Annotated in this window: 28 protein-coding genes; 12 read left to right on the top strand and 16 right to left on the bottom strand. The window is 68.1% G+C overall.

What is annotated here, in order from left to right:
• Positions 1–7: 7 nt before the first annotated feature.
• From HB681_RS00070 to HB681_RS00080, 3 genes are read left to right on the top strand one after another with little or no spacing between them, the layout of a single operon-like run.
• Positions 8–514 carry a type IV pilin protein gene (locus tag HB681_RS00070; RefSeq protein ID WP_275946394.1) on the top strand — a complete coding sequence of 169 codons (507 nt, stop codon included), beginning with the start codon at positions 8–10 and terminating at the stop codon, positions 512–514.
• 47 nt (positions 515–561) lie between these two features.
• Entirely contained in the window at positions 562–999 is a 438-nt protein-coding gene (locus tag HB681_RS00075) for a hypothetical protein (RefSeq protein ID WP_345944597.1), read from the top strand.
• A 26-nt stretch (positions 1,000–1,025) separates the two neighbouring features.
• Positions 1,026–1,607: a tyrosine-protein phosphatase gene (locus tag HB681_RS00080; protein ID WP_345944598.1), complete on the top strand. Its 582-nt coding sequence runs from the start codon at positions 1,026–1,028 to the stop codon at positions 1,605–1,607.
• A gap of 57 nt (positions 1,608–1,664) precedes the next feature.
• Here HB681_RS00080 and HB681_RS00085 read toward each other — a convergent pair whose 3' ends face one another.
• Positions 1,665–1,979: a plasmid stabilization protein gene (locus HB681_RS00085; protein ID WP_213952715.1), complete on the bottom strand. Its 315-nt coding sequence runs from the start codon at positions 1,977–1,979 to the stop codon at positions 1,665–1,667.
• Positions 1,980–2,096: 117 nt separating this feature from the next.
• Here HB681_RS00085 and HB681_RS00090 point away from each other — a divergent pair, with 117 nt between their 5' ends.
• From HB681_RS00090 to HB681_RS00105, 4 genes are all read left to right on the top strand, one after another.
• Positions 2,097–2,909, top strand: a complete 813-nt coding sequence (locus HB681_RS00090) for a pseudouridine synthase (protein ID WP_213953276.1) — start codon at positions 2,097–2,099, stop codon at positions 2,907–2,909.
• A 104-nt stretch (positions 2,910–3,013) separates the two neighbouring features.
• On the top strand, positions 3,014–3,676 hold the full coding sequence (locus tag HB681_RS00095) for a response regulator transcription factor (protein ID WP_213952716.1): 663 nt from the start codon (positions 3,014–3,016) through the stop codon (positions 3,674–3,676).
• Positions 3,673–5,052: an ATP-binding protein gene (locus tag HB681_RS00100; protein WP_213952717.1), complete on the top strand. Its 1,380-nt coding sequence runs from the start codon at positions 3,673–3,675 to the stop codon at positions 5,050–5,052. The genes HB681_RS00095 and HB681_RS00100 overlap by 4 nt, the downstream gene beginning before the upstream one ends.
• Before the next feature lie 65 nt (positions 5,053–5,117).
• Positions 5,118–5,489 carry a hypothetical protein gene (locus HB681_RS00105; protein ID WP_213952718.1) on the top strand — a complete coding sequence of 124 codons (372 nt, stop codon included), beginning with the start codon at positions 5,118–5,120 and terminating at the stop codon, positions 5,487–5,489.
• A gap of 141 nt (positions 5,490–5,630) precedes the next feature.
• Here HB681_RS00105 and aqpZ read toward each other — a convergent pair whose 3' ends face one another.
• On the bottom strand, positions 5,631–6,329 hold the full coding sequence (aqpZ, locus tag HB681_RS00110; RefSeq protein WP_213952719.1) for an aquaporin Z: 699 nt from the start codon (positions 6,327–6,329) through the stop codon (positions 5,631–5,633).
• A gap of 347 nt (positions 6,330–6,676) precedes the next feature.
• Here aqpZ and HB681_RS00115 point away from each other — a divergent pair, with 347 nt between their 5' ends.
• Positions 6,677–7,651 (top strand): ABC transporter substrate-binding protein, encoded by a 975-nt coding sequence (locus HB681_RS00115; RefSeq protein ID WP_213952720.1) that lies wholly within the window; start codon positions 6,677–6,679, stop codon positions 7,649–7,651.
• Between the two features lie 114 nt (positions 7,652–7,765).
• Here the strand turns inward: HB681_RS00115 and HB681_RS00120 are convergent, their stop codons facing one another.
• The 6 genes from HB681_RS00120 to HB681_RS00145 form a co-directional block, all read right to left on the bottom strand.
• A complete protein-coding gene (locus HB681_RS00120; protein ID WP_213952721.1) occupies positions 7,766–8,290 on the bottom strand; it encodes a DUF3761 domain-containing protein in 525 nt (174 codons plus the stop codon).
• A gap of 73 nt (positions 8,291–8,363) precedes the next feature.
• Entirely contained in the window at positions 8,364–10,448 is a 2,085-nt protein-coding gene (locus tag HB681_RS00125; protein WP_213952722.1) for an SdrD B-like domain-containing protein, read from the bottom strand.
• A complete protein-coding gene (locus HB681_RS00130) occupies positions 10,445–11,260 on the bottom strand; it encodes a hypothetical protein (protein WP_213952723.1) in 816 nt (271 codons plus the stop codon). Before HB681_RS00130 ends, HB681_RS00125 begins: the two co-directional genes overlap by 4 nt.
• A complete protein-coding gene (locus HB681_RS00135) occupies positions 11,257–11,748 on the bottom strand; it encodes a hypothetical protein (RefSeq protein WP_213952724.1) in 492 nt (163 codons plus the stop codon). The genes HB681_RS00130 and HB681_RS00135 overlap by 4 nt, the downstream gene beginning before the upstream one ends.
• Positions 11,745–12,416 carry a hypothetical protein gene (locus HB681_RS00140; RefSeq protein ID WP_213952725.1) on the bottom strand — a complete coding sequence of 224 codons (672 nt, stop codon included), beginning with the start codon at positions 12,414–12,416 and terminating at the stop codon, positions 11,745–11,747. Before HB681_RS00140 ends, HB681_RS00135 begins: the two co-directional genes overlap by 4 nt.
• Before the next feature lie 43 nt (positions 12,417–12,459).
• On the bottom strand, positions 12,460–13,137 hold the full coding sequence (locus HB681_RS00145) for a hypothetical protein (protein ID WP_213952726.1): 678 nt from the start codon (positions 13,135–13,137) through the stop codon (positions 12,460–12,462).
• Positions 13,138–13,167: 30 nt separating this feature from the next.
• Here HB681_RS00145 and HB681_RS00150 point away from each other — a divergent pair, with 30 nt between their 5' ends.
• The 3 genes from HB681_RS00150 to HB681_RS00160 all read left to right on the top strand — a co-directional run bounded on the left by HB681_RS00150 (position 13,168) and on the right by HB681_RS00160 (position 15,884).
• Positions 13,168–13,362: a hypothetical protein gene (locus HB681_RS00150; RefSeq protein WP_213952727.1), complete on the top strand. Its 195-nt coding sequence runs from the start codon at positions 13,168–13,170 to the stop codon at positions 13,360–13,362.
• 63 nt (positions 13,363–13,425) lie between these two features.
• A complete protein-coding gene (htpG, locus tag HB681_RS00155) occupies positions 13,426–15,420 on the top strand; it encodes a molecular chaperone HtpG (RefSeq protein WP_213952728.1) in 1,995 nt (664 codons plus the stop codon).
• Between the two features lie 53 nt (positions 15,421–15,473).
• The gene (locus HB681_RS00160) at positions 15,474–15,884 is read left to right on the top strand and encodes a hypothetical protein (protein WP_213952729.1); all 411 of its coding nucleotides are present in this window, start codon (positions 15,474–15,476) and stop codon (positions 15,882–15,884) included.
• A 106-nt stretch (positions 15,885–15,990) separates the two neighbouring features.
• Here HB681_RS00160 and HB681_RS00165 read toward each other — a convergent pair whose 3' ends face one another.
• The 7 genes from HB681_RS00165 to HB681_RS00195 all read right to left on the bottom strand — a co-directional run bounded on the left by HB681_RS00165 (position 15,991) and on the right by HB681_RS00195 (position 23,803).
• Positions 15,991–17,007, bottom strand: coding sequence for a glycosyltransferase family 2 protein (locus HB681_RS00165; protein WP_213952730.1), 1,017 nt, complete (start codon positions 17,005–17,007; stop codon positions 15,991–15,993).
• A gap of 223 nt (positions 17,008–17,230) precedes the next feature.
• A complete protein-coding gene (locus HB681_RS00170; protein ID WP_213952731.1) occupies positions 17,231–18,373 on the bottom strand; it encodes a CoA transferase in 1,143 nt (380 codons plus the stop codon).
• Between the two features lie 38 nt (positions 18,374–18,411).
• The gene (locus tag HB681_RS00175) at positions 18,412–18,834 is read right to left on the bottom strand and encodes a PaaI family thioesterase (RefSeq protein WP_256354556.1); all 423 of its coding nucleotides are present in this window, start codon (positions 18,832–18,834) and stop codon (positions 18,412–18,414) included.
• Entirely contained in the window at positions 18,831–20,063 is a 1,233-nt protein-coding gene (locus tag HB681_RS00180; RefSeq protein WP_213952732.1) for a CoA transferase, read from the bottom strand. Before HB681_RS00180 ends, HB681_RS00175 begins: the two co-directional genes overlap by 4 nt.
• Before the next feature lie 7 nt (positions 20,064–20,070).
• The gene (locus tag HB681_RS00185) at positions 20,071–21,048 is read right to left on the bottom strand and encodes a tripartite tricarboxylate transporter substrate binding protein (protein ID WP_213952733.1); all 978 of its coding nucleotides are present in this window, start codon (positions 21,046–21,048) and stop codon (positions 20,071–20,073) included.
• Between the two features lie 48 nt (positions 21,049–21,096).
• A complete protein-coding gene (locus tag HB681_RS00190; RefSeq protein WP_213952734.1) occupies positions 21,097–22,071 on the bottom strand; it encodes a tripartite tricarboxylate transporter substrate binding protein in 975 nt (324 codons plus the stop codon).
• Positions 22,072–22,102: 31 nt separating this feature from the next.
• Positions 22,103–23,803 (bottom strand): acyl-CoA dehydrogenase family protein, encoded by a 1,701-nt coding sequence (locus HB681_RS00195; protein WP_213952735.1) that lies wholly within the window; start codon positions 23,801–23,803, stop codon positions 22,103–22,105.
• Positions 23,804–23,895: 92 nt separating this feature from the next.
• Here HB681_RS00195 and HB681_RS00200 point away from each other — a divergent pair, with 92 nt between their 5' ends.
• Positions 23,896–24,771, top strand: coding sequence for a LysR family transcriptional regulator (locus HB681_RS00200; protein WP_213952736.1), 876 nt, complete (start codon positions 23,896–23,898; stop codon positions 24,769–24,771).
• A 528-nt stretch (positions 24,772–25,299) separates the two neighbouring features.
• Here the strand turns inward: HB681_RS00200 and HB681_RS00205 are convergent.
• On the bottom strand, positions 25,300–26,325 hold the full coding sequence (locus HB681_RS00205) for a tripartite tricarboxylate transporter substrate binding protein (protein WP_213952737.1): 1,026 nt from the start codon (positions 26,323–26,325) through the stop codon (positions 25,300–25,302).
• Positions 26,326–26,331: the final 6 nt, after the last annotated feature.

Below are 26,331 nucleotides of genomic sequence, written 5' to 3' on the forward strand. Positions count from 1 at the left end.
CCAATCCATGCAACGCGAGGACGCCGCTATGATCAAGGCCACTTTTTCTTGTCAAGCCGGCCGGGTGTCGCGACGCAAGCATGTGCGAGGCTTCACGCTGATCGAACTGATGATCGTGGTGGCCGTGATCGGGATCCTGAGCGCCATCGCCTACCCGTCCTACCAGTCGTACATCCGCAAGTCGCGCAGAGCCGACGCCAAGAATGCGTTGTTGGATCTGGCTGCAAGGGAGGAACGCGTGTTCAGCAATACCAATTCATATTCACTCGACCCGCCGACGCTCGGCTATGGCGCCGGGTCGACGTGGCCGTTCGACATCAATTCGAGCGGCTCGGCCTTCTACCAGCTCACGGTGGTCAGCGATGCCACGGGATACCTCGCCAAGGCGAAGCCCAAGACCGGTGGCCCACAAACCGCCGACACCGCCTGCCTCGAATTCCGGATCCAGGCGGACGGCACCAAGTCCAACTACGACCTGGCCGGCAACCTCCTGAGTCTGGCGAACTGCTGGTAGGCATGAGCGTTCGTCGGACTGCGGGGTACCTCGCGTGGGTACTCCTGATGGCGTTTTTCTTCGCTAACGTTGAAATCCAGATCGAAGGCAGCGCCGGCTGGGCCGCCAGCCTGCCGACCTGGCGCATCGAGAAGCACTGGCTGCTCGACATCTTCTGGGGCGGCCGCGCCATGACCGGCTACCACGCCTGGGTGTTCTCGTTCATGGCCCTGGTGTTCTTCTCGCCGCTCGCCTTCAACGGCAAGTGGCGCTGGCGCGATGCCGCGCTGGCGCTGGCCGGCGTGGTGACCTTCTGGATGGTAGAGGACTTCGTCTGGTTCGTGGCCAACCCGGCCTATGGCTGGGCCAGGTTCGATCCGGCGCACGTCGCGTGGCATCCGCACTGGCTGCTGGGTGCCCCCGTGGACTACTGGATCGGGCTTGGCGGTGCGGCGCTGATCCTCTGGCTCCTGCATCGAAGCCCTGCGCGGACGGGCTGGAAATGAGGCGCCATTCGCGACGGCACTCTGCCGTGCTCGACGTGCGCCCGGGGCACTGGGCCGAGCGGTTGCACAGCCACGTGCCGGGCGTCCTGCCGGAGAACCTGCACCGCGTCACACCGACGCTCTACCGCAGCGGCCAGCCGCGCCGGGACGATGCGCCCGCGCTGGAGGCGCTGGGCATCCGCACCGTGCTGAGCTTCCGCTCGTTCAACAGTGACGAGCGGGCGCTGGGCGACCATCCCGGCATCGAACGCCAGCGCGTGCGCATCGACACCTGGTCGATCAACGACGACGAGGTGTTGCGGGCGCTCATCGCCATTTGCGCGGCCGAGAAGAAGGGTCCGGTGCTGGTCCATTGCTGGCACGGCGCCGACCGCACCGGCGTGGTGATCGCGCTCTATCGCATGGTGGTCCAAGGCTGGAGCAAGGACGCGGCGCGCCACGAGATGTTCCGCGGTGGCTATGGGTACCACACGCTCTGGCGCAACATCCCGCGCTACCTGGAGCGCGTGAATGTGGAGGCGATGCGCAAGGCGCTTGCCGCGGCAGAGGGAATGGGCGCCGCGCCGCCCAAGTCGACGGTCGACGCCGAAGCGCCTGCGCTGCGCTGAGTCCCTGATCAAGCCCCGCGCGAGGATGCGCGGTCCGCGGGGACTTGGACGGTCTCCCTACTGATGCCGTGCCGCAGCGTGCCGCTTGCGCGTCGCTGCGGCCTTCTTCGCCGATGCCGAGCGTTCTTCCGCCGAGCGCGACGCCGAAGCCGCGCCGCCCAGTCGGCCGCCCTTGCGCGAGGGCGCGTGGTTCTCCGGCTTGCCGCGACCTGAGCCGCTCTTCTTGCCGCCACCGGTTTCCTTGTTCACCGTGGCCCAGGCGCGCCGCTCGGCTTCGCCTTCGCTCACACCGCGCTGCTCGTAGCCTTTTTCGATGTGCTCGGCCTGGCGTTTCTGCTTGTCCGAGTAGGAAGATTTATCACCTCTTGGCATGGTTGGCTCCTGCTTTCTGAAGGATGGAAGCAGCAGCCTGCGACGGTGGTGCGGGCGGCGTGTAGGAATGCCTTGGCATCACGCGTCGGCCAGCGCTTCGGGATAATCGGCGCCACCATGACCGATGCCACTTCCTCGACCGCTCCCGGCGCCGTGCGCCTCAACAAGCGCATGGCCGAACTGGGCCTGTGCTCGCGCCGCGAGGCCGATGCATGGATCGAGCAAGGCTGGGTCAAGGTCAACGGCCAGGTCGCGCCGATGGGCGTGAAGGTGACGCCGGACGACCGCGTCGAGGTCGACAGGAAGGCGCACGGCCACCAGGCCACGCAGGTCACCATCCTGCTGCACAAGCCCATGGGCTACGTGAGCGGCCAGGCCGAGGACGGCCACGAGCCGGCGGTGGTGTTGATCAACCCGCGCACCCATTGGCGCGAGGACCCCAGCACCAACCGCTTCTCGCCGCCGCAACTGCGCGGCCTCGCGCCGGCCGGCCGGCTCGACATCGACTCGGTCGGCCTGCTCGTGCTGACGCAGGACGGCCGCGTGGCGCGTCAGTTGATCGGCGAGGACTCGGGCATGGAGAAGGAATACCTGGTGCGCGTGACCTGGTCGCCGCCCGGCAGCGGCCCCGGCGACAAGGGCGACATCGCGACCGACGTGCAGAAGGTGTTTCCACCCGCGCTGCTCGCGCGACTGCGGCATGGGCTGAGCCTGGACGGCCAGCCGCTCAAGCCCGCGCGTGTGGACTGGCAGAACCCCGAGCAACTGCGCTTCGTGCTCACCGAGGGCAAGAAGCGCCAGATCCGGCGCATGTGCGAGCAGGTCGGCCTGAAGGTGGTCGGCCTCAAGCGCATCCGCATTGGGCGCGTGGTGCTGGGCAACCTGCCGGCCGGCCAGTGGCGCTACCTCGGGCTGCACGAAAAGTTCTAGCCCACCCCCGGGGGCCGTGAACGGGCTTCGCTGCACGCCCTCATGCACGCCTAACAATTCAGGCGTAGCCTCCTCGCCTGGATAGCTCCAGACCGAGGACAACCGTGCGCGCATTGCTGGTGGAAGACGACGAAATGATCGGGCGCAGCCTGCGCCAGGCCCTGGAAGGTGCGGGCTGGTCGGTCGACTGGGTGCGCGACGGCCCGCTCGCGCAAAGCGCGCTCGATGACGGCGACTACACCTGCGTGCTGCTCGACCTCGGCTTGCCGGGCCGGGACGGCGCCGAAGTGCTGCGCCGCGCCCGCGAAAGCGGCGATGCCACGCCGGTGCTGGTGCTCACGGCGCGCGGCGACATCGAGGACCGTATCCACGTGCTCGACCTCGGCGCGGACGACTACCTCCAGAAACCCTTCGCCTTTCGCGAGTTGCTGGCCCGCATGCGCGCCGTCGTGCGGCGGCGTGACGGGGCGGCGCATTCGCTGATCGGCTTCGGCGCGTTGCAACTCGACCTGACCACGCGCGAGGTGCTGCAGAACGGCGTGCGCGAGACGCTCACCGCGCGCGAGTTCGCGCTGCTGCATGCGCTGCTCGAACGCCCCGGCGCCATCCTGTCGCGCGAGCAATTGGAGAACCGGATCTACGGCTGGGGCGAGGAAGTCACCAGCAACGCGGTCGACGTGCTGATCCACGGCATGCGCCGCAAGATCGGGCCGGATGCGATCCGCAACGTGCGCGGTCTGGGCTGGCGCGTCGCGGTGCCCGCATGAGCTGGACCGGCGGGAGCCGCTGGCGCCCGCGCTCCCTGCGCACGCGACTGTTGCTGTGGCTTATCACGCTGCACCTGATCGCCGCGGCCGCCACCGCGTGGTTCTCCTGGGGCGCCTACGGGCGGATGGTGCACACCTTCATGGACGACCAGATGCGGCTGGTGGCCGAGTCCCGTGCCGGCAATCGCAAGCCCGGACCCTTGCAGATGCTGGATGCCACCGACGTGCAGGCGCACGGCGCGGTCGTTGTTCAGGAGTGGTCGGCCGACGGCGCTGCGCCGCTTGCGAGCGCCTATCCGGCCGCGGTCGTCCCGCTGCAGGAGACGCCGGGCTTTGCCGACGTGCGAACGGGCCCGGCCGAGGGGCAAGGCTGGCGCGTCTTCACGGTCCCTCTCGATGAAGAGCAGCCCGGGCATCCTCGCGTGCAGGTCATCCAGAGCGAGGCTTTCCGGCAAAAGCGCATCGCACGCCGCGCGCTCTATGAGGGCCTGCCGCTGGCGCTGATGCTGCCGGCCACGCTGCTGATGCTGTGGCTCATCGTAAGCGCCACCTCGCGCGCGCTGCGCGGCGTGGCGCGCGAGGTGGCGGCGCAGGACGAACGCTCCATGGCCGAGCTGCCGCTGGCGCGCGTGCCCGACGAGATCGGGCCGCTGGTCGCGGCCTTCAACACCCTGCTCGCGCGGCTGCGCAACGCCTTCGTTTCTCAACGCCGCTTCGTGCAGGACGCAGCGCATGAACTGCGCACGCCGATGACCGCCATCGGCCTGCAGCTCGAGAACCTGCGCAGCCATGTGCCAGAGGGCGAGGCGAGCGAACGCTTCTGGCAACTCGAGGCCGGCGTCACCCGCGCGCAGCACCTGATCGAGCAACTGTTGCAACTGTCGCGTCAGGAAGGGGCGGTCGATGATTCGCGTTCGCCGGTCGACGTGGCGGCGCTTCTGCGCGAGAGCCTGGGCCAACGCATGATGCTGGCCGACCAGCGCAGCGTCGACGTCGGCTTCGAGGGCCGCATCGCGCCGGTGCTCGATGCATCGCCGGCCGACCTGCACAGCGTGTTCGACAACCTCGTGGACAACGCCTTGCGCCACACGCCCGAAGGCGGCGCAGTGGACGTGCGCCTGCATGCGATCGAAGGCCGTGCCGTGGTCGATGTCGTCGACGATGGCCCGGGCATCGCGCCCGAATGGCGCGACCAGGTGTTCGACCGTTTCTTTCGCGTGCCGGGCACGCCGCCCGGCGGCAGCGGGCTGGGGCTGGCGATCGCGCAGGCCGCGGCGTCACGCCAGGGCCTGCGCATCGAACTGCGCGACCGGCAGGAGGACGGCGAGGGCACGCAGGGCCTCATCGCGCGCGTGCACCTGCTCACCCCTGCCTAAGACTTTGCTCATGGGACGCTCACTCTGCTTGCCTAGAGTGAAGGCTTTCCAGGAGACACCTCACCATGCAAGCAACCCTTCGACATCTCGTGACCGCCGCGGTGACCGCATGCGCCGCATTGAGCGTGGCGTCCGCCTTCGCGCAGCAGGCGCAGGACGAACGAGAATCCAGCGGCACAGAAGCCATCGGGCAATCCACCAGCCCGAGGATGATGAATTCGACAGTGCGCGCCGAGGACGTTCAGCGCGAGGCCATCGCCGCGGCCCATGCCGGCGGCAACAGCGAGGCCGTCGGCCAGTCGACGGCAGCGCCCGCGTTGAGTTCGAGCATGTCGGCCGACGAGGCTTACAAGGGCGCGGTGGCGGCTTCGCACGCGACCTCCAGCGAGTCCGTCGGCGAGACCACGGCGCACCGGCTGCCAGGCGCCGGCGGCTGAAATCAGGCCTACCCCCGAATGTGCCTGCGGCGCTTGGGCGGTCGCCTGAGGCAGCTCCTCGAGGGGACGCACCCGGCGGCCCGGCAAAGCCGGTTCCCCGGGGGGTGCCCACGAACAAGCGTCTGACAAGCTGATGCTGCTTCAGTCCTCCTTCAGCAAGACGTTGTAGATCACCGCACCGATGATCGCGCCGACGATCGGCGCCACCCAGAACAGCCACAGCTCCGACATCGCATAGGCAGGGCCGAACAGTGCGACGCCGGTGCTGCGTGCCGGGTTCACCGAGGTGTTGGTCACGGGGATCGACACCAGGTGGATCAGGGTCAGGCACAGGCCGATGGCCATGCCGCCGAAGCCGGCGGCTGCACGCTTGGCCGTCGCGCCGAGGATGACGATCAGGAACACGGCCGTCAGCACGATCTCGGTGACCAGCGCGGCCGTCATGTTGAACTTGCCTGGCGAGTGCTCGCCGAAGCCGTTGGTCGCGAAGCCGCCGATCTCCGCGCCGGCCTTGCCGGTGGCGATCACATAGAGCACGCCGCCTGCCGCGATGGCGCCCAGCACCTGCGCGATGACATAGCCCGCGAGTTCCGATGCGCGAAAGCGCCCGCCGAGCACGAGGCCCACCGACACGGCCGGGTTGAAGTGTCCGCCCGAGATCGGGCCGAAGGCATAGGCGCCGGTGAGCACCGTCAGCCCGAAGGCCAGCGACACGCCGAGAAAGCCAATGCCCAGTTGAGGAAACGCGGCCGCCAGGACTGCGCTGCCGCAGCCGCCGAAGACAAGCCAGAAAGTACCGGCGAACTCGGCTGACCACTTCTTGAAAGTGCTGTGTTCCATATCCCTGAAGTCCTTGTAGTGAATGCAAAAAAACGCCCGAACGGGGTCGGGCGGGGCGGATTGTGGAAGCGATATCGGCGCTTTGGCGACGTCTTGCGACCTGTGGTCATCGTCGGCGCGGAACCTGTTCACGAATCCCCCGGCTTTCCGGCGCCGGCGCGGCTATCCTGCGGTTTCATCTCAATTCACGGGGTTGCCGCATGTCTCCAGTTGCTGTCCAGGCCGTCGCCATCCGCTTGCCAGTTGACCTGGCCTTGCCATCCCGGGTCGATCCCCCGCGGGCATCGGTACAGGCACGGCGTGGCCTCGGGCGTTGGGCCGTGGCGGCAGCCGCGGCCTCCCTTTGCATGAGCACGTGGGCGCAACAGGGCACGGTCAATGCGCTGTGCAGCACCGATGCGGGCTGGTGCGAGGCCGCTGCGGCCGAGTTCACGCGCGCCACCGGCATCAAGGTCAACCAGGCGCACAAGGGCACCGGCGAGATCGGCGCGCAATTGCGCGCCGAGGCGGCCAATCCCAAGACCGACATCTGGTGGGGCGGCACCGGCGATCCCTTCCTGCAGGCGGCCGAGCAGGGCCTGCTCGATGCCTACCGGCCGACCTACCTGAACGACCTGTTCGACTGGTCCGTGCGGCAATATGCGATGAGCGGCAACCAGGTTGGCGGCTTCTACACCAGCACCATCGGATTCGGCTTCAACACCGACGTACTCCGCAAGAAGAAGCTGCCCGAGCCCAGGTGCTGGGCCGACCTGGTCAAGCCCGAGTACAAGGGCGAGATCGAGATCTCGCATCCTGCCACCAGCGGCACGGCGTACACCATCATCGCGGGCCTGGTGCAATTGATGGGCGAGGATGCCGCCTTCGACTACATGAAGAAGCTGCACAGGAACGTCACCAGCTATACCCGCAGCGGCCAGGCGCAGGCGCCCAGCGTGGCCAAGGGCGAAGTCGGCATCGGCGTGAGTTTCCTGTTCGGCTTCGAGCGCTGGCGCTACGACAAATTTCCGGTGAAGACCGCATCGCCCTGCGAGGGCGCGGGCTACGAGATCGGCGGCATCGCGCTCGTCAAGGGCGCACGCAACAAGGCCAACGCTGTTCGGTACTACGACTGGTTGATGAGCCCGGCGGGCCAGTCCATCGGCGCGAAGGCCGGCAGCTTCCAGACCCCCGCCAACAAGACCTTCAAGCCCGACCCGCGCATCCCCTCATCGGACGGCGTCAAGCTCATCAAGTACGACTTCGAGAAGTACGGCAAAGCCGCCGAGCGCAAGCGGCTGATCGACAAGTGGACAAGCGAGGTCGAGTCGCAGCCACGCTAAGTCGGCCGGGGGCCCGGCCCGAACACCGCGGAACCGGGTTTGCCGGGCTGCGGGTGTTGCCGCCGCCAGCGCCTGGATGAGCGACCCGAAGCGTCGTGAGCCCGGCGTCGAGCCTCAGGTGCTGCAGGCCTTGTTGTGTGAGGCGTGCATGCCCTTCGCCTTGGCGTCGGCCTCGCTCAGGTACTCGCCCTTCTTGGTCTTGCCGTAGTACTTGTCGCCCATGCAGTGGTAGACCTTGGTCTCGTCGTTGGCCCACACCTTGCCGGCGCCGCCGCCGGGCGCTTGCACCATCGATGCGGTCTTGTCGGTGGAAGCCGGTGCCTTTGCCGCGGTGGCTGCGGGCTTGGCCATGGCGGGCGCGGCGGCAGCGGCTGCTGGCGCTGCTGCGGCTGTTGCTGGCGCTGCCGCGGCGGCCGGCGCAGGCGCCGCAGCGCCGGCAGTCTTGCCGTACCAGGTCTTGATCCCCTTGTGGCCGCGGCACGCGCCCGACTTGGTCTCGGGGCTGGCGTAGCTGTCGTCCTTGCATTGCACGGTGGTGCCGGCCGGTGCGTCGGCGGGCACCTGCGCCTGAGCGGCGACGGCGCCGAACAGAAGGCACGACGCGGCTAGCAGCGACCGGGTGGGATGAGAAAAGTTCATGGCGTTCCCTGTGTGGAGGTTGTGGATCGATCTGCAGCTTGGCCCCTCAACCCCACGTCAACCTGACCAGGACCTACCGCTCGCGCTGCACCGCGAAGTCCGCCGTCGCGGCGCTGCGCACATACACCTGTACCTTCGTCCCCTCGCGCACCGCCGGCATCCACGGCAGCGGCAGGTTGTCGGGCACCAACTCCACCTCGTAGGCGCCCGCGGCCACGGCCGGAAAGCTGTAGTAACCCTGCGCGTCGGTGCGCGCCACGTAGCGGCCGTTCAGCATCACGGTGACGTTGGGCACGCCGCCTTCGCTCGCCTCGCGCTTGCCGTTGTGGTCCTGGTCGAAGAACACATGGCCTTCGACGCGGCCAGAGCCCGCACCCGGAGCGCCGCCGATCGGCGCACTGCTGCTGCCCGCGCGGCTCTCGTAGCGCAGCGCCAGCAGCATCGACCGCCCTGAAGGCTGCACCAGCGTGGGCTGCAGCGTCGCCACCGTCAGCGCGGAAAGCACGGCCGGGTTCAACTGCTCCTGCCCGCGCGACGCCGCGTATTGGGCGACGAACGACCAGCCCGGCGCCAGCGGCCACACCAGCCGCACGTTGGCGTTCAGGAAGCGGTTGGCGGTGTCGCCCACGCCCTGGCTGCCACGCACCGTGAGGTCGAGGCGCGCACCGCTTGTGCCCGGCAGCGGCGCGGTGCCCAGCACGCCCCACTGCACGCTGCGCGCGGTGTCGCCGCCCTGGTACGAATGCTCGAAGGCCAGCGTGGTCGACAAGGTCTGGCTCTCGCCCACCTTCCAGCTGTGGTCCACGCCCGTGCGCACGACGCGCAGGTCCTTCCCGAGCGCGACGTCCGTCCGCCACTGCGTGTAGCCCCACGCCGACTGGTGCTCCCACGTCAACTGCGCGGACTGCGCCGCATACGCCCCGCTGCGAACGGCCACGTTGCCCGAGACCGCGTCGCGCGAATCGAGACGGTAGCGGCCGAAGACGTTCACATACAACGAGCGGTTCTGCGGGCCGGTGACGCTGTCGCTCCATTCGGTGTTGAGGCCGAGCTGCCACTGGCGCGTCTGCATGTCGCCGCGCCAGGTCATGCCCTTGATGTTGGCCGGCAGCCCGTCCGCGCCCCACCGCAACTGCGGCTCGAAGTAATAGGCGGAGGCCGACTGCTGCAGCCACGCGCTGCGCCAGTTGGCGTCGACCCAGGCGCCGCTGGCCGAGTCGCGGCCGGCGAGCGAATAGCCGCTAGAAGGCTGGCTCGTGCTGCCCACCACATTGCCCTGCACCCGCATGCCGCCGACGCGCTCGCCGATGCCGCCCTGCCCGGCGCCGAGCGTATCGGCCCACGGCGCGACGCCTTGCCATGACGCCGCGGCCCACAGCGCACGGGTGTCTTGCCGGAAGCCCGCCACGCCGTTCGGATTGACATCGCGGCTTTCGATGAACTGCGCGGCGGCGTCGACGCGCCCCGGCGCATCCGGTTGGTCGGCGCCGGCGAGCTGGGTCTGCGCGCCGAAGCCTGCGGCGGTGCCCTTGCCCGTCGCGAAGCCCTGCGAGTCGAGGCCGGAGAAGTAGCCGAGGCGGCCGGCCGAGGCATTGAAGCTGGTGCGTCCGGGGCGCTCGAGCGTCGCCGCCATGCCCTCGATCGACAGGGCCGGGAGCGTCACGCGGCCGATGCCGCGCCCCATCGGCGCGACGGCCATGTTGATGTTGCCGGCGCTGCTGTTGCCGAACCAGCCGCCGTCGAAGGGCATCGCGCGCTGGTCGATGCGCCAGGTGTTGCCGGTCTCGTAGCGATAAGGCGCCAGGGTGTAGTTCGCGCCGAAATTGCCGGCGATCGCCGTGTCGGAATAGGTGTTGCGATAGCGGTTGAGGTTCAGGTTGGCCGACAGTGCGCCGTAGTCGGGCGTGTCGACGTAGCCGGAGAACAGCAGCGCTTCATTGCGCGCCTCGGCCTGGCCCGATTGCCGTGTGGACTGCAATTCGGCACTCCAGCCGCGCGGCCAGCCGGAGGTCGCTGCGGGGTCCGCTTCGGCCAGGTCGGCTTGCGGCCCGGCGTCGAGCACGCGGTCCTCATAGACGCTGGCCGCGGGCGCCGTCTGCGCCAGGGCGCTGGCCCCGCAGAGTCCCAGCGCCGCCGCGCAGGCGAGCCGGCGCGTCATCGCGCGAAGCGCTTGTCGATCGCCGTCGTGCCGCTGCGTCCCCACTCGACCTTGCCCTGGATGGTCAGTGGGAAGGCCACGGCCACGGCGGCATCAGCGTCGCCTGGCTTGCTCGGGACGAGGGCCACGTCGCGCGTGTCGCCGGGCAGGATGGCCAGGGCCTCAGGCTGGAATTCGAGCCGGGCGTCGCTGGCGTCCGTCCCGGCCAGGTAGCCTGCGAGGCGACCGTGCGCGTTGCCGGTGTTGCGCACGCGGAGATAGGGCAGGGCCTGACCGTCGACCTGCCTCACGCCGCTGCCGGTCACGTCGATGACGGGCGACACCTTGCCCACGGCCACATAGACGATCACCGCGATGCGGCCCGAGAACGTCAGCGGCATGCCCGCCGCCGAAGCGTCGTCCTTGCCTTCCACCATCAGTGCGAAGCGGCACTCCACCGGCGGCGTGTCCGGCGGCGGCACGACTTCGAAGCGGAAGCGATAGGGCCGTCCCTGGCCGATGCTGAGCTCGCGCCGCTCGATTGCCACCCACGGCCGGCAGCTGCCCGGCGCCAGCGCATCGGAGAACTCGACGCTGCCGTCGGGCTTCATGCGCCAGTCGGCGGTGCGGACCGTGTAGCTGCCCGAACCCGCCGCGGTGTGCGTCAACTCGATGGTGTCGCGAACGCGGTCGCCCGCCTCGGCCTCCAGTTCGAAGCGTGGCGGCGAAATGGCGAGCGCGAACTGCGCATGCGCAGGCAAGGCCACGGCTGCGCACCAGAGCGCGGCAGCGAGCCGGCAGCCCGCGCGCCAGCGAAGCAGGTGCGGCTTCATGGAGTGACCTCGATCTCGAAATGGAACTGGAGCGCCTGTGCGCGCGCGAGCCGCCGGCCGTCGGCCGTGAGCTGGAACAGCAGCGTCTCCTGCAGGAAGGGCTCGCTCACCACGCCTTCGAACACCACGGTGCGGGTGCCGGCCCGCATCTGGCCCGGCAGCAGGCGACCCTGCGTGCGCCAGCTCACGCTCAACTGGTCGCCTTCGGTGGGCGCCAGCGCAAGGTAGATGCGGGCTTGCCGATGCACCCACGCGCCGAGGTTGAGCCGGGCCGCGACGGCCACCTGGCCTTCGACCGTGTTGTCGGCGGCGCGCCCGGGTGCCAGGCGGCGCCAGCGCATGGGTGTCACGGCCGGGCTGCTGACGGTGCCGGTGTCGTCGATGCGGTAGGTGGTCGCCGCCATCGCCGGGGGTGCGGGCAGCGCGCTCGCCGCCAGGGCCAGCGCCTTCGTGAGCGCGCGGGTCCCGCGCAGCGCGAGGTGCTTCATGGCGCGGTCAGCGTGTAGACGGCGCGGCCCGAATAGGTGCCGCCGGGCACCAGCCGTGTGTTGAGGTAGCGAAACGCGAGGCAGCTCTCGAACCACGTATTGCGCGCGACCGAGAGCAAGGTGCTGGTCGCGCCCGTGCCCGGGAATCGGCCGCTGGGAATGGTCGGCGTGACATCTTCCAGGCCAGCCGAGGTCCACTCGATTTCGCTGAAGGGCAGCGTGGCGCCGCTCGCGCTGACCAGGTTGGGAGGCGCGGTCACGGTGAGCGTGGCCGCGGCACCCGCACCGGCACCCGGCACGCGGAAAAAGCCGCCCACGTACACCTCTCCGTTGACCGTCGGCGTGCAGTAGCCCGCGAAGTCGTCGTAGGGACTGTTGCTGACCGGGCTGTCGGTCGCCATGGCATAGGGGGTGCCGGAGCCTGAGCCCGCCGCAGGCACCGTCACGCTGACCTGGTTGACGGTGCTGTTGTTGGGGGGAAGGCCGCCGCCCGCGAGCACGGCGCCCAGCGAACTGCCGACGCCCACCTGCAGGTACAGCGTGCGGCTGCCGGCCGTGATGGCGATGGTGTACGCCTGCGCATCCAGCGCGGCGGCCAGCAAGGCGAGCAGCATCGCCGACGCGCGCAGGCGTGGCGATGCGCCCGGAGCGGGGACGCGTGTGTCCATGGCGCGCAGGCCGTGTCCGTGCGGCGAGGGCTGGGCCCGACGCTCAGGGCACTGCTGTGGCGGTGTAGGTCACTCGTCCGTTGTTGGCTGCCGTGTCGCCGTAGACGCCGGCCGGCAGTGCCGCGGTATTGGCATAGGCGAAGACCCAGCTGCCCTCGCGACGCACCAGCCCCGCGGGGCTGCCGCCGCCGGCCCCGGTCAGCGCCACCGCTGCCGAAGTGCCGCCGGAGGCGCCGGTCGTGAAGGCCGGGTGCGGAATGGCGATGTTGGAATAGCCTGCCGTCGGGGTCGCCAGCGACGCCGTCGTGACGGCGATGTCGGACCACGGCACGGAGGCGGCGCCGCCAGCGGTCATCGGGCCGGTCGTGGTGCTGGTCAGGTCGACCCGGCTGCCGGTGTTGGAGTAGACCCGCACGGTCACGCCGGTGCCGCCGAGGAGGTCGCCGCCGGTGGTCGGCGCCACGGCGGTTCCGTTGCCGACGTTGCCCGCGGGCACGTCGAATTCGATCTTGTTGATGGTGCCGAGGGCCGCCAGCGGCGCCGCTGCACCGGTGCCGACCTGGAGAAACAGCACCTTCGGGATGGTGATCCTGAAGTCGAGTCGTGCACTGGCGGGCGCGGGCGCCGCGGCGGTGAGGCTGTTGGTGACGGTGGATTCGGCCTGGGCGGCCAGTGGCACGAGCAACGCGGCGAGCGCGGACGCGAGTAACAGCTTTTTCATATTCGATCCCTGAGTGACTGACAAAGAAGGGTGACAGGCCTTGCCGACGCAAATGTAAGCCGCACCCTGCGAAACTGGGCGCATTCGTCATTCAAACTGTTCTCAACCTTCAATAAATCACGAAAAGGCGTATGGAAAATGCATCAGGCTTTTGTGCCTGTCAGTGAAATGGATTACAAGGCGCGCCGCGCCGCGCTTGAAAATACGGCTGCAATGACCAACTGAACCCGGGCGGCTCCGACCGGCTTTGATCGGCCGCCCTTTTGACCATCGAAAACTCTTATTTCCATGACCAGCGCCAGCACCAAACTCCCGTTCCAGGCCGAAGTCGCCCAGCTGCTTCACCTCGTCACCCATTCGCTCTACTCGAACAAGGAAATCTTCCTGCGCGAGCTGATCTCGAACGCATCGGACGCGTGCGACAAGCTGCGCTTCGAGGCGATCAACGACAGCGGCCTGTACGAGGACGCGCCCAATCTCGAGGTGCGCGTGTCCTTCGACAAGGCCGCCCGCACGCTCACCATTGCCGACAACGGCATCGGCCTCAGCAAACAGGAAGCCATCGACAACCTCGGCACCATCGCCAAGAGCGGCACCAAGGACTTCATGAGCAAGCTCAGCGGCGACCAGAAGGCCGACGCGCAGCTCATCGGCCAGTTCGGCGTGGGCTTCTACTCGGGCTTCATCGTGGCCGACAAGATCACCGTCGAATCGCGCCGCGCCGGCATGGTGGCGGGCGAAGGCGTGCGCTGGGTGAGCGGTGGCGCCGGCGACTTCGAAGTGGAATCCATCGACCGCCCGCAGCGCGGCACCAGCGTCACGCTGCACCTGCGCGAAGACGCGGAGGACTACCTCAACGCCTGGAAGCTCAAGCAGGTCATCGGCAAGTATTCCGACCACATCTCGCTGCCCATCCTCATGGAAAAAGAGGAATGGAAAGAGGGCGAGAACGACCAGCCCGGCGACATGGTGAAGACCGGCGAATGGGAGCCGGTCAACAAGGCCAGCGCCCTCTGGACCCGCGCCAAGAAGGACATCACGCCCGAGCAGTACAGCGAGTTCTACAAGACCATCAGCCACGACTACGAGGCGCCGCTGGCCTGGAGCCACAACCGCGTCGAAGGCAGCACCGAGTACACGCAACTGCTGTTCATCCCGTCAAAGGCGCCGATGGACCTGTGGAACCGCGACAAGAGCGCAGGCCTCAAGCTCTACGTCAAGCGCGTCTTCATCATGGACGATGCAGAGGCGCTGCTGCCGAGCTACCTGCGCTTCGTCAAGGGCGTGATCGACTCAGCCGACCTGCCGCTCAACGTGAGCCGCGAACTGCTGCAGGAAAGCCGCGACGTGAAGGCCATCCGCGAAGGCAGCACCAAGCGTGTGCTGTCGATGCTGGAAGACCTGGCGAACAAGGCTGCCGCAGCCACAGCCGAGCCTGCTGCACCCGCCGCCGACAAGCCTGCTTCCGATGAAGTCACCGATGTGGTCGACAAGAAGGAAGAAAGCGAATCGAACAGCGAGGACGCCGGCAAGTACGCGAAGTTCTACGCCGAGTTCGGCGCCGTGCTGAAGGAAGGCCTGGGCGAGGACCACGGCAACCGTGACCGCATCGCCAAGCTGCTGCGCTTCGCCTCCAGCACCACCGACACCGTGAGCGTGGGCCTGGCCGACTACAAGGCCCGCATGAAGGAAGGCCAGGACGCGATCTACTACATCACGGCCGACACGCTCGCCGCCGCGAAGAACAGCCCGCAGCTCGAACTGTTCAAGAAGAAGGGCATCGAGGTCCTGCTGATGACCGACCGCGTCGACGAATGGGCGCTGAGCTACCTGCACGAGTTCGACGGCACGCCGCTGCAAAGCGTGGCCAAGGGCGCGGTCGACCTCGGCAGCCTGCAGGATGAAGACGAGAAGAAGGCCGCCGAAGCCGCCGCGGAGACCTTCAAGCCTGTGCTCGAACGCCTGAAGGAAGCGCTGAAGGACAAGGCCGAGGACGTGCGCGTGACCACGCGCCTGGTCGATTCACCGGCCTGCCTGGTGGTCAAGGACGGCGGCATGAGCACGCAGCTCGCCCGCATGCTGAAGCAGGCCGGCCAGCCCGCGCCCGACCTGAAGCCCGTGCTGGAGGTCAATGCCGAGCACGCGTTGGTGAAGAAGCTGGAGACATCGGCACATTTCGACGACCTGGCCAACATCCTGTTCGACCAGGCCTTGCTGGCCGAGGGTGGACTGCCGCAAGATCCCGCTGCCTATGTGCGCCGCGTCAACGCTCTCCTGATTTAGGCTCGGGCGCGATGGTCGGGCACCGAGTCCGGCCGTTCATTCAGGGAAGTGCCATGACCATCGCCAGTTCACATCAAAGTCCCGCCTCCCGCACCATGCGCCACATCGGCGCGTGCGGCGCCCTGCTTGCGGCCAGCCTCGCGGTGGGCGGGTGCGCAGTCGGCGCCGGCATCGCGGTGCCGATCGTCCCGGGCATCTCGCTGAGTCTCGGCGTCGGCCCCGGCGGACCGGCCCTCGGCATCAACACCGGCTGGGGCCCGCTGGGCGCAGGCGTCGGCATCAATCACCTGGGCCAGGTCTACGCCAGCGCAGGTGCAGGACTGGGTGTTGGCGTCGGCGTTGGCGGGGTGGGCGTGGGGGTTGGCAAGAGCGTGATCCTGCATGACCCGCAGGCGTCGGCGCAAAGCGCGATCGTGGTCGGCGCCGCGCCGCTGGGGTCGCCCGGGAACCCGATCGCGCCCTGAGAAGGTGTGAATATTTCTACTGCGGACCCTCGCTACGAAGTCTTCACACCTTCTGAGGCGAATCCCCAGGCGGTCGAGGCTCTTGGCGCATGCCATTCGGGCGTCTTCAGCGGTGGTACGAGAGGGCCTGTTCGTCCGCCTTTTGGTGATCGAGCGTATGCGCGCCGAAACCGCGAAACAGCCCGCCGGCCATGTCGACGGCCGAATAGGCCATCACCAGCAGCGCCGTGCCAAGCCAGCGCAGGCCGCGCACGCGGGGGAGGTCCTGGTGGTTGATGGCGCGCAGGCTGAAGACCATCCGTGACGCTTGCACGCACAGCGTGCCGATGGGGCCGCTGCGAGCCAGCCACTGCAGCGGCGCGGGCACGCAGGTCTCGACCAGCAACGGTGTCAGGCCGCGGCTGTCCTGCCCTCGCAACCAGCGCAGCTTGAACCAGTCGCGGCGCGTGCCTGGAAGACGGTGCTGGGTGTGGGCGCGGGCCTCGTAGCAGACCGGCACGCCGGCCGCCTGCAGCCGCAGGCCCAGCACTTCGCATTGGGCGCGGTAGACGCCGTCCAGCACCTGGTAGCTGTACCGCTCGAACACGTCCCGTCGGAACACCACGTTGTTCGCATAGAAGTTGCGCGTGCCGCCCTGGCGCAGTGGGCTCGGGAAATACATGAAGTCCAGCGTTGTCAGCGCGATGCCCGTCAGGCTGGTGTCGTAGCTTGTGCGACCGGCAACGACCGAGGGCCCCTCGGGGCCGTCGAGCGGCTCGAGCAGGCGTTCGAGCCAGTCGGCCGCCGGCAGGCAGTCGGCATCGGCAAAGGCGACGTAGTCGCAAAGCGCCGCATCGGTCATGTCGAACCCGACGTTCTTGGCATCGTAGTAGCCGGTGTAGGGGTCGATCGCGACGAAGTCGATCGGCCGCTGAGCAAGGCGCTCGATGCTCTTGCAGATGTGGGGAGGAAGTCCGTCGTGCGTGATGACGACCTGTGCGAGCGACGTCAGCGGCAGCGTCTGCTGGCCCAACAGCAAGATCAGCCGCTGCAGGCTGGAGGAGACGAGCTCCATGCCGGGGCCGTCGTGAAGATTGTTGGTTTCGAGCACCAGCGCCGTACGCGCCGCGGTTGCACTTGACATGGTGGGTCCCTGAAGTTGCGAGGTATGTTCCTCGTTGAGGCGGAATTTACTCCTTTTCATTCAGGGAAAAGTGCGACCGCGAGTGGCCTGGATGCCCGCTCTCGCGGCGTTTGCCGCGATGAAGCGCATTGCGCCGGTGTAGGACTTGACTGTTGCGCGGGAAGCACGGGAAAGCGTGTCCGCCGGCCGGCTTGCCCACGTCCTTGGTGCGACGCGTCGGCGCTCAGCCGGTGATGTCGGCCGCCTTGAGGAAGCCATCCCCCGGCGTCAGCGGCGCGTGCCGATAGCTGGCCGGCGTGCGGCTCAGCTTCACCGGCGCACCGATGCCGCGGTAGCTGCCTTCCAGTTCCACCACCATCTCGCGGTGCGCGGTGTGCGGATGGTTCAAGGCCGCGTCGACCGGCAGCACCGGAGCCGCGGGAACGCCAGCGGCCATGAGCTGGTCGACGAGCGTGCGCCCGTCGAAGGAGGCCAGCGCCGCCTCGAGCTTTTCCTTGAGCGCGACGCGGTTCGTGGAGCGCGAGCCGGCGTCGCGGAACAACGGGTCTTGCGCGAATTCGGCTTGGCCGATGACGCGGCAGAAGCTGGCGAACTGCCGGTCGTTGCCCACCGCCAGGAAGATCGGGTCGGTGCCGGTGTTGAGCGCGTCGTAGGGGTAGATGTTGGGGTGCGCGTTGCCGGTGCGCTTCGGCTTGCGGCCATCCATGAACCAGTTGGCCGCGTGCGGGTGCAACAGCGAGAGGCCGCTGTCGTACAGGGCCGCCTCGACAAACTGGCCCTTGCCACTGCGCTGGCGCTCCTGCAAGGCGAGCAGCACGCCGATCACGGCGTTGAGGCCGGTCACCATGTCGACCACCGGCAGGCCCACGCGCAGCGGGTCGCCCGAGGCTTCGCCGTTGATGCTCATGATGCCGGTCATGGCCTGCACCGCGGCGTCGTAGCCCGGCAGCGCGCCGAGCGGGCCGTCGGCACCGAAGCCCGACACGCGGCACCAGACCAGCTTGGGAAAGCGCTTCGACAAGTCGTCGTAGCCAATGCCCCAGCGCTCCATCGTGCCGGTCTTGAAGTTCTCGATCAGCACGTCGGCCTCGGCCACCAGTGCCAGCAAGGCTTCGCGGCCTTGCTCGCTGCCGAGGTCGAGCGACATGGTGCGCTTGTTGCGGTTGAGCCCGTGGTAGTACGAGGCCACGCCGTCGCGGAAGGGCGGGCCCCAGGTGCGCGTGTCGTCGCCCTGTGGCGGCTCGACCTTGAGCACGTCGGCGCCGTGGTCGCCGAGGATCTGGCCGCAGTACGGGCCGCCGAGGATGCGCGAGATGTCGAGCACGCGGATGCCCGCGAGGGCGCCGGTGTTGGCTGGGGTGGTCATCGAAGACTTCCTTTGGGGAACTTGAGAGGGGTCGAGGGTCAGGCGCTCGCGGCGCGCTCGACCAGCTTGAAGGTGCCGGTCGCCAGCGCCAGCAGCTCGCCCTGCACGTTGCGCGCCTCGCCGCGCACGAAGCACAGCGAGCGGCCGCGCCGCTCACAGGTGGCGGTGCCGATCACGTCGCCGTTGCAGGGGGCGACGAAGTGCAGGGCCATGTCGACCGTGACGACGCCGAAGCGCACCGGCGCATGCGCGCGCGCGGCGCTGGCCAGCGTGCAGTCGAGCAGCACCGCGAGCGCACCGCCATGCACGTCGCCGCGGCTGTTGGTGTGCAGTTCGTTGCGCGGCATGCGCACGGTGGCGTGCATGTCGCCGATCTTCTCGCCGCGCAAGCCGAATGCCTGCGCCATCGGCATCGGCAGGCCGAACAGCATGCCCGGGGCTTCGTTCTCGAAGGGTTTCATGCCGAGTGCGCGAGGCCCTTGGCGTGCAGCTCGGCGATCTGCGATGCATCCATCGACAGCCAGTGCGCGAGGACTTCATCGGTGTGCTGGCCCAGCTGCGGCGGCGCGCGGTAGCTCACCGGGCTGTCGCTCATGTTGAGCGTGCTGCGCAGGATGGGAATGGTGCGGCCGCTGCCGTGGTCGACCTGCACCGTCATCTTGCGGTGGCGCACCTGCGGGTCTTCGAAGACCTGGTCCATCGTGTTGATGCGGGTGCAGGGAACCTGGGCGGTCTCCAGCAACGCGAGCCAGTGCGCGGTGGTTTCGCGCGCGATCCTTGGTTCCAGTTCGGCGTGCAGCGCCTCGCGCTCGACGACGCGCTGGCCGTTGGTGGCGAACCGCGGGTCGGTCACCAGTTCCGGGCATCCGAGCACGCCGCACATGGCGACGAACTGCCGGTCATTGCCTGCCGCCATCACCGCCCAGCCGTCGGCCGTACGGAACACGCCCGAGGGCGCTGCGATCGGGTTGTTGTTGCCCTGGCGCGAAGGCACTTCGCCGTTGAGCAGGAAGCCCTGCGCCAGGTGCACGTTGAAGCCGATGCTGGCATCGAGCATGGCCGCGTCGATGAACTGCCCGCGTCCGGTGACGCCGCGCTGGATCAGCGCACCCAGCACGGCCAGGCTGGCCTGGTAGCCGGTGACGAGGTCGGTGGTCGGGATCGCGGTGCGCATCGGCGCGCCGTCGGCCGGGCCGCAGGTGCTCATCATGCCGGTCATGGCCTGCATGATGAAGTCGTAGGCCGGACGCGGTGCATAGGGGCCGTCCTGCCCGAAGCCCGTGACCGAGCAATAGATCAGGCGCGGGTTCAGCTCGCGCAGCGTCTCGTAGTCGAGCCCGTAGCGGCGCAGCGTGCCGGCCTTGAAGTTCTCGACCAGCACGTCGCATTCGGTCGCCAGCGCGCGGACGAGATCGGCGCCCTCGGGTTTCGAGAAGTCGATGGCGATGGAGCGCTTGTTGCGGTTGCAGGCCAGGAAGAAGTTGGAGTCGCGGCCCTTGCCGGGCTGCGGCGCTTCCATGGCCACGCCGAGTTCGCGCGCGTCGTCGCCGCGGCCGGGCGCTTCGATCTTCACGACGTCGGCACCCAGGTCGCCGAGCAGCTGGGCGCACCAGGGGCCAGCCAGTACGCGGCTCAGGTCTAGCACGCGAACGCCGTCGAGGGCGCGGGGGGATGTTGTTGCAGTGGTCATCGGATGTTCATTCCAGCAGGCCGGCCTTGCGCAGGCGCGCAACACGATCTTTCTCGCGGGCATAGGCCGAGAGGGCGTACTTGCGATAGTCCTCGGGCCCCATGTAGTTGACCGACTGGTTCAACTTGTCGAGCACGGCCAGGCCGGCGGGCGATTCGAGCGCCTTCTTGAATGCATCGTGGATCACCTTGACCTTGGCCGGGTCCATGCCGGCCGGGCCCGCGATGCCGTAGGGCGATTCGATGAAGGCGTCGACGCCTTGCTCCTTGAGCGTCGGCAGGTCGGGGTAGCGCTTCACGCGCTTGGGCGTGAGCATCGCGAGATAGCGCATCTTGCCCGCCTCGATGTGCGGAGTGGCCACGCCAGACAGCGGCGCCGCGTCGATGTGGCCGCCGAGGATGGCGGTGGCCACGTCCGCGTCGCCCTTGTACGGGACCATGTTGAACTGCAGGTTGGCAGCGGCGCCGATCTCATCCATCACGATGCGCGGCGTGCCGACCGCGCCGGTGGCGCCCACGTTGACCTTGCCCGGACGCTTCGCGACATCCGCGGCAAAGTCCTTCCACGTCTTCCACGGCGCATCGGCCTTGACCGTGAGGCCGAAGGTGTAGTCCGACAGCATCAGGATGTACGAGAAGCTGGTGGCTGGGTCGAAAGTGACCTTGTTGACGTAGGGCTCGCGGTAGACGGAAGCGGGCAGCACCGCGAGCAAGTAGCCGTCGGGGTTGGCGCGCGGCATCGCGGCCGCGGCGTTGATGCCGTTGGCGCCAGGCTTGTTGTCGAGCACGATGGCCTGGCCCAGCAGCTTGCCGGCCTCATCGGCCAGCACGCGCAAGTGCTGGTCGGTCGGGCCGCCGGCGGCGTAGGGGACGATCAGGGTGATCGGCTTGTCGGGATAGCCGGCCGCCATCGCGCTGCCGGCGGTGCAGGCCAGTGCGGCGGTTGCGGCGGTCAGAAGGTGTCTGCGGGTGAGTGGGAAGGTCATGTCTTGTCTCCTTGATGTTGTTGGATTCGAGGCCTGTTCACACTGGCGTTAGTCGAGCTGGGCGCCCGATTGCTTGACGACGCTGGCCCATTTCGTCGTCTGCGTACTGATGAACTTGCCGAGTTGCTCGGGCGCGGTCGACGGGGCCGGCTCCAGCCCTTGCGCCGCGAACAGTTCCTTCACCTTGGGCGTGGCCATCACTTCGGCGAAAGCCTTGTTGAGCTTGGCGATGCGATCCGGCGGCGTGCCGGCCGGCGCGACGATGCCGAAGAACACGCTGACGTCGTAGCCCGGCACACCTTGCTCCGCCACGGTCGGCACGTTGGGGAGTGCCTGCGAGCGCGTGGCGGTCGTGATGCCGAGGGCGTGCAGCTTGCCGGACTTGACGTAGGGCAGGGCGGTGAGCACGTCGGTGAAGCTCATGCTGACCTGGCCGCCGAGCAGGTCGGTCAAGGCCGGGCCGGTGCCCTTGTACGGGATGTGCTGCAGGTCGACGCCGGCCATGGTGTTGAACATCACGCCAGCCAGGTGCGACGAGGCTCCGTTGCCCGAGGAGGCATAGCTCAGCTTGCCGGGGTTGGCCTTGGCATAGGCGATGAGTTCCTTCACGTTCTTGACGGGCACCGCCGGATTCACGACCAGGATGTTCGGCAGGTGGCCGACCTGGATGATGGGCGCGAAGCTTTTCACCGGGTCGTAGCCGATCTTGCGATAGAGGCTGGAGTTGATGGCGAGCGGGCCCGAGGTGCCGAACAGCAGGGTCTGGCCGTCGGGCGCGGCGCGCGAGACGTATTCCGCGCCGATGTTGCCGCCGGCGCCGGCGCGGTTCTCCACGATCATGGGCTGGCCGAGGCGGTCCTTCATCTCCGCGGCGAGGGTGCGCGCCATGGCGTCGGTCGGGCCACCGGGCGGGAAGGGGATGACCAGCATGATGGGCTTGTCGGGAAAGCCTTCCGCGTGGGCCGCGGGCAGCAGCGGGAGGGCTGCAACGCAGGCAAGCAACAGGGTCTTGAACAGTTTCATGTTTGTCTCTGGTGATCTTCTTGGGGCTGTGTCAGGCGGGGATCGCGGCGGTGGCTGGCGCAGCTTGCGTCCAGTCGGCCGGGATGCCTGTGGGTGCGAGCGGGTCGCGCGGCAGCACGCGGTGCAGCAGCACGAGTTGCGACCATTCGATGCGCTGGGACGAGCCGCCGCGTGCGCCTTCCCAGGCCATCGCGATGGCGCTGCACGTGTGGTACAGCGCGGAGGCGGCCTGGCGGGCGATGACGTCGCCGTCCTTGGCTGCTTCGGATGCTTGCATAGCAAGGGCGCAGGCGCGGTCCAGTGCGCCGCGCAGTGCGGTCGCGAAGGCCGGCGCGATGGGCGCATCGTCGAGCAGCGCGCCGAAGTGCGCCTGCAGCGCCGGCAGCGAGTTCTCGCGCGTCACCGCGCGGATCACGTCGAGCGCGACGATGTTGCTGGTGCCTTCCCAGATCGAGCCCAGGTGCGCGTCGCGCACGAGGCGCGGGTCGGACCATTCCTCGATGTAGCCGCAGCCGCCGCGCACTTCCATCGCGTCGCCCGTGACCTTGCGCGCATCGCGGCAGGCGCGGAACTTGATGAGCGGCGTAAGGATGCGCAGCAGCGGGTAGGCAGCGGTTTCACCGCCGTCGGAGCGCATCAGCGCCTGCGCGGTCTGGAACACCATCGTGCGCGCCTGCTCTGCCGGCAGGCGCATCTTCTGCAATTGCTTCTGCATCAGCGGCATGTCGGCCAGGCGCTTGCCGAAGGCTTGCCGCTGGCTCGCGATGTATTCGGCCTCGGCACAGGCGCGACGCATCAGGCCGGCCGCGCGCACGCCGTTCGACAAGCGCGAGTTGTTGACCATGTCGGCCATCTGCACGAAGCCGCGGCCCTGTTCGCCGACCAGATAGGCGACGGCGCCTTCGAGGCGGATCTCGCCGCTGGCCATCGAGCGCGTGCCCAGCTTGTCCTTGAGTCGGATGATGCGGTAGTGGTTGTGCGAGCCGTCCTCGAGCTGGCGCGGCAGCAGGAACAGCGACACGCCCTTCATGCCGGCGGCGGAGCCTTCGACGCGGGCTAGCACCATCGCGAAATCGGCGTCGGGGTTGGAACAGAACCACTTGTCGCCGGTCAGGCGCCATTGGCCCGCATCGTCCTGCGCAGCGCTCGTGACCGTGGCCGCGATGTCGGAGCCCGCGGCCTGCTCGGTCATGAACATCGCGCCTTGTGCGAGCTCATCGAAATCCACCGACTGGAAGCGCGGCAGGAAGCGCTCGACCAGCTCGGGGCTGCCGAACTTCTTCAGCGTGCGCGCCAGCGAATCGGTCATCGACACGGGGCAGCACAGGCCGAACTCCGCCTGGACGAACAGGTAGGTCAGCACGTACTTGATGAGCGGCGGCATCTTGCCCTTCCAGCCCAGCGTCTCCTCGCGGTGCGACATGGCGGCCAGGCCGAATTCGCTGAGCGCGAGGCGTTCCATCTCGACGTAGGCCGGGTGCTTGTTGACGCGCTGGTCGTCGATGCCGGTGCGGGTGCGCAGCGAGAGCGTGGGCGGGTTGACGTCAGCGGTGTGCGCCAGCTCGTCGAGCGGGCCGCCGGCCAGCGCACCGAGGCGCTCGAAGTGCGGCTGCATGTGGCGCAGCAGGTCGCTCGGCAGATAGAGCGCGAGCAGCTTGTGCAGTTCGGTGTCGGTGGTGAAGAGGTTCTGGCCGTGGCGGTCCGGAACGGGATGGGCGGTAAGGTCTGCCATGTCTTGTCTCCTTCGGTTCGGGCCGATTGTTGGCATTGCGACGATATCTGTCTAATATCAAATTTGTCTTGTTCGATTTGATTGACCTATCGATGGAATTGCGGCACCTGCGTTACTTCACCGTTCTCGCGGAAGAGTTGCACTTCGGCCGTGCGGCGCGCCGCCTGTCGATCTCGCAGCCGCCATTGAGCGTGGCCATCCGCCAGCTCGAGTCCTCGGTGGGCGCGCGCCTGTTCGAGCGCAACAGCAAGGAAGTGCGGCTCACGCCGGCCGGCGAGGCGCTACGTGCCTCCGCGCAGACGCTGCTGCGACAGGCCGACGAAGCGGCGTTGGAGGCTCGCGACGTGTCGCAAGGCTCGGCCGGGCGCCTGCGTATCGGCTTTGTCGGGGCCATGCTGTACCGCGGGCTGCCGCAGGCGCTCGCGGCCTTCCAGTCGGCGCACCCGGCGGTGCGCGTCTCGCTGTCGGAACTCAACTCGGGCCAGCAGATCGCCGAACTGATGCACGACCACATGGATGTCGGCTTCGTGCACACCAGCCGGATTCCTGCGGAACTGCGGCATGTGCTGCTGATGTCGGAGCCCTTTGCAGCGTGCGTGCCGGCAGGGCATCGGCTGGCGCGCAGGCGCACGCTCGACCTGGCGAGCCTGCGCAACGAACCTTTCGTGCTGTTTTCGCGCGAGGCCTCGCCGGACTACCACGAGCGCATCCTCTCGATCTGCGCCGGCGCTGGCTTCCGGCCCGAGGTGCGCCATGAAGTGAGGCATTGGCTGTCGGTGGTGTCGCTGGTGTCGCAGGGCATGGGCGTGGCCCTGGTGCCGACCGCAATCCAGCATGCTGCCCTGCGCGGCGCCGTGTTTCGGCCGCTGGAGGACGACGTGCCGGGCTCGGATGCCTACTGCGTGTGGCGCAGTGGTCCGGACAACGCGGTGGTGCAGAACTTCCTGCGGGTCGTCCAGCAGAAATAGCACCCACCCCCGAATGCGCCTGCGGCGCCACGGGCCGGCCGCTGTGGTCGCCGGTTTCACGCGTTGCGGGCACGCATACACTGCAAGAAAACGCCCCAAACGAAATGCGGTGCTTGGCGCCTGTCGGCGCACTGCACACGGGGACTTGCGAGCGGGATCACGCCGACGGCGTACTCTGCTCCGCGAATGTCCCCCGGCCTGCGGCCTCCTCCTTTATTTCGCTGCGCAGAGCACACCATCGACGTGATCCTTCAAGGCGGTTGTCGATCTGCCGGCTCGACGCAGCGTGACCTGGGTCGAGGGCATCGGGTGGCTCCCGCAGCGAAATAAAGGAGGAGCCGAAGGCGGGGGACATTCGCGGAGGGAGCCACCCGGTGTCCTCGGCCCCGCCCATTCGGTGTCGTCAGTCGCGCAAGCCACCCGGCGTCATGGAGCACCGATGTGAAGGGGGTGTCCGACGCGAGCAAAAAAAACCCGCTGACGCGAACGTTGCGCGCCAGCGGTCCTCCCTGCCAAATCAAAAAACGATCAGTTGACCTGCTTGAAATCCAGCGCCTTGATCATTGCGCGGTAGGCGGCGATCTGCGTCTTCTGCATCTCGACGACCTGCTCCTTGCTGTAGGCGTCGAAAGGAATGCGGCCCTCTTCCTCCATGCGCTTGCGCAGATCGGGGTTGGCGAGCGTCTTGACCGTGGCGTTGCGCAGGGTGTCGACGATCGGCTCGGGCGTGCTGGCCTTGACCAGCAGGCCGCCCCAGATCGTGAACTCGAAGTCGGTGAGCAGCTTGCTGTCGGTCACCGGCTTGAGATGCTTCAGGGCCGGCGGCAGGCTGCGCGAGAAACTGGACACGAGCTGCATGCGCTTTTCCTTGACCATGCCGTCGATGGAGGCCTGGTAGGGCAGCACCGCGAAATCGATCTGCCCGCCGGCCAGGTCGGTCAGCACCTGCGCCGAGCCCTTGTACGGCACGTGGTTGAACGGGGCGCCGATACGGCGGCCGAGTTCCTCGGTGATGAGGTGGTAGAGCGAGCCGATGCCCACCGAGCCATAGGCCAGCGGCTTGGCCTTGGAGGCGCGCGCCAGCGTGATGAATTCATCGAGGCTGCCGACCTTCAGGTCCTGCCGCGTGAGCAGCACCAGCGTGGAGGTGGAGAGCGGATGCACCAGCCGGAAGTCCTCGGGCTTGAACTTGACGGCGCTGTTGACCAGCGGCGACAGGATCACTTCGTTGGGCGAGCCGTAGTAGATGTTGTAGCCGTCGGCCGGCGCGGCCAGCACCTTGTTTCCGGCGATGCTGCCGGTGGCGCCGGCGACGTTCTCGACCAGCACCGTTTGGACGATGGCCTTCGCGAAGGGCGTGGCGAAGATGCGCGCGCCCGCATCACTGGGGCCGCCGGCCGAATAGGGGACGATCAGGCTGATCGGCTTGACCGTCGGGAAGGCTGCCGGCTGTGCCGCGCAGACGCCGGCCGCGATTGCGAGCAGGCCCGCGGCGACCGCACGCAGCAGCGTGCCGGTGGCCCGGAACCTGATGGCTGATAGAACGAAACTCATGCGATT

It is taken from the genome of Variovorax sp. dw_954 (genome assembly GCF_018449755.1).
Classification (GTDB): Bacteria; Pseudomonadota; Gammaproteobacteria; order Burkholderiales; family Burkholderiaceae_C; genus Variovorax.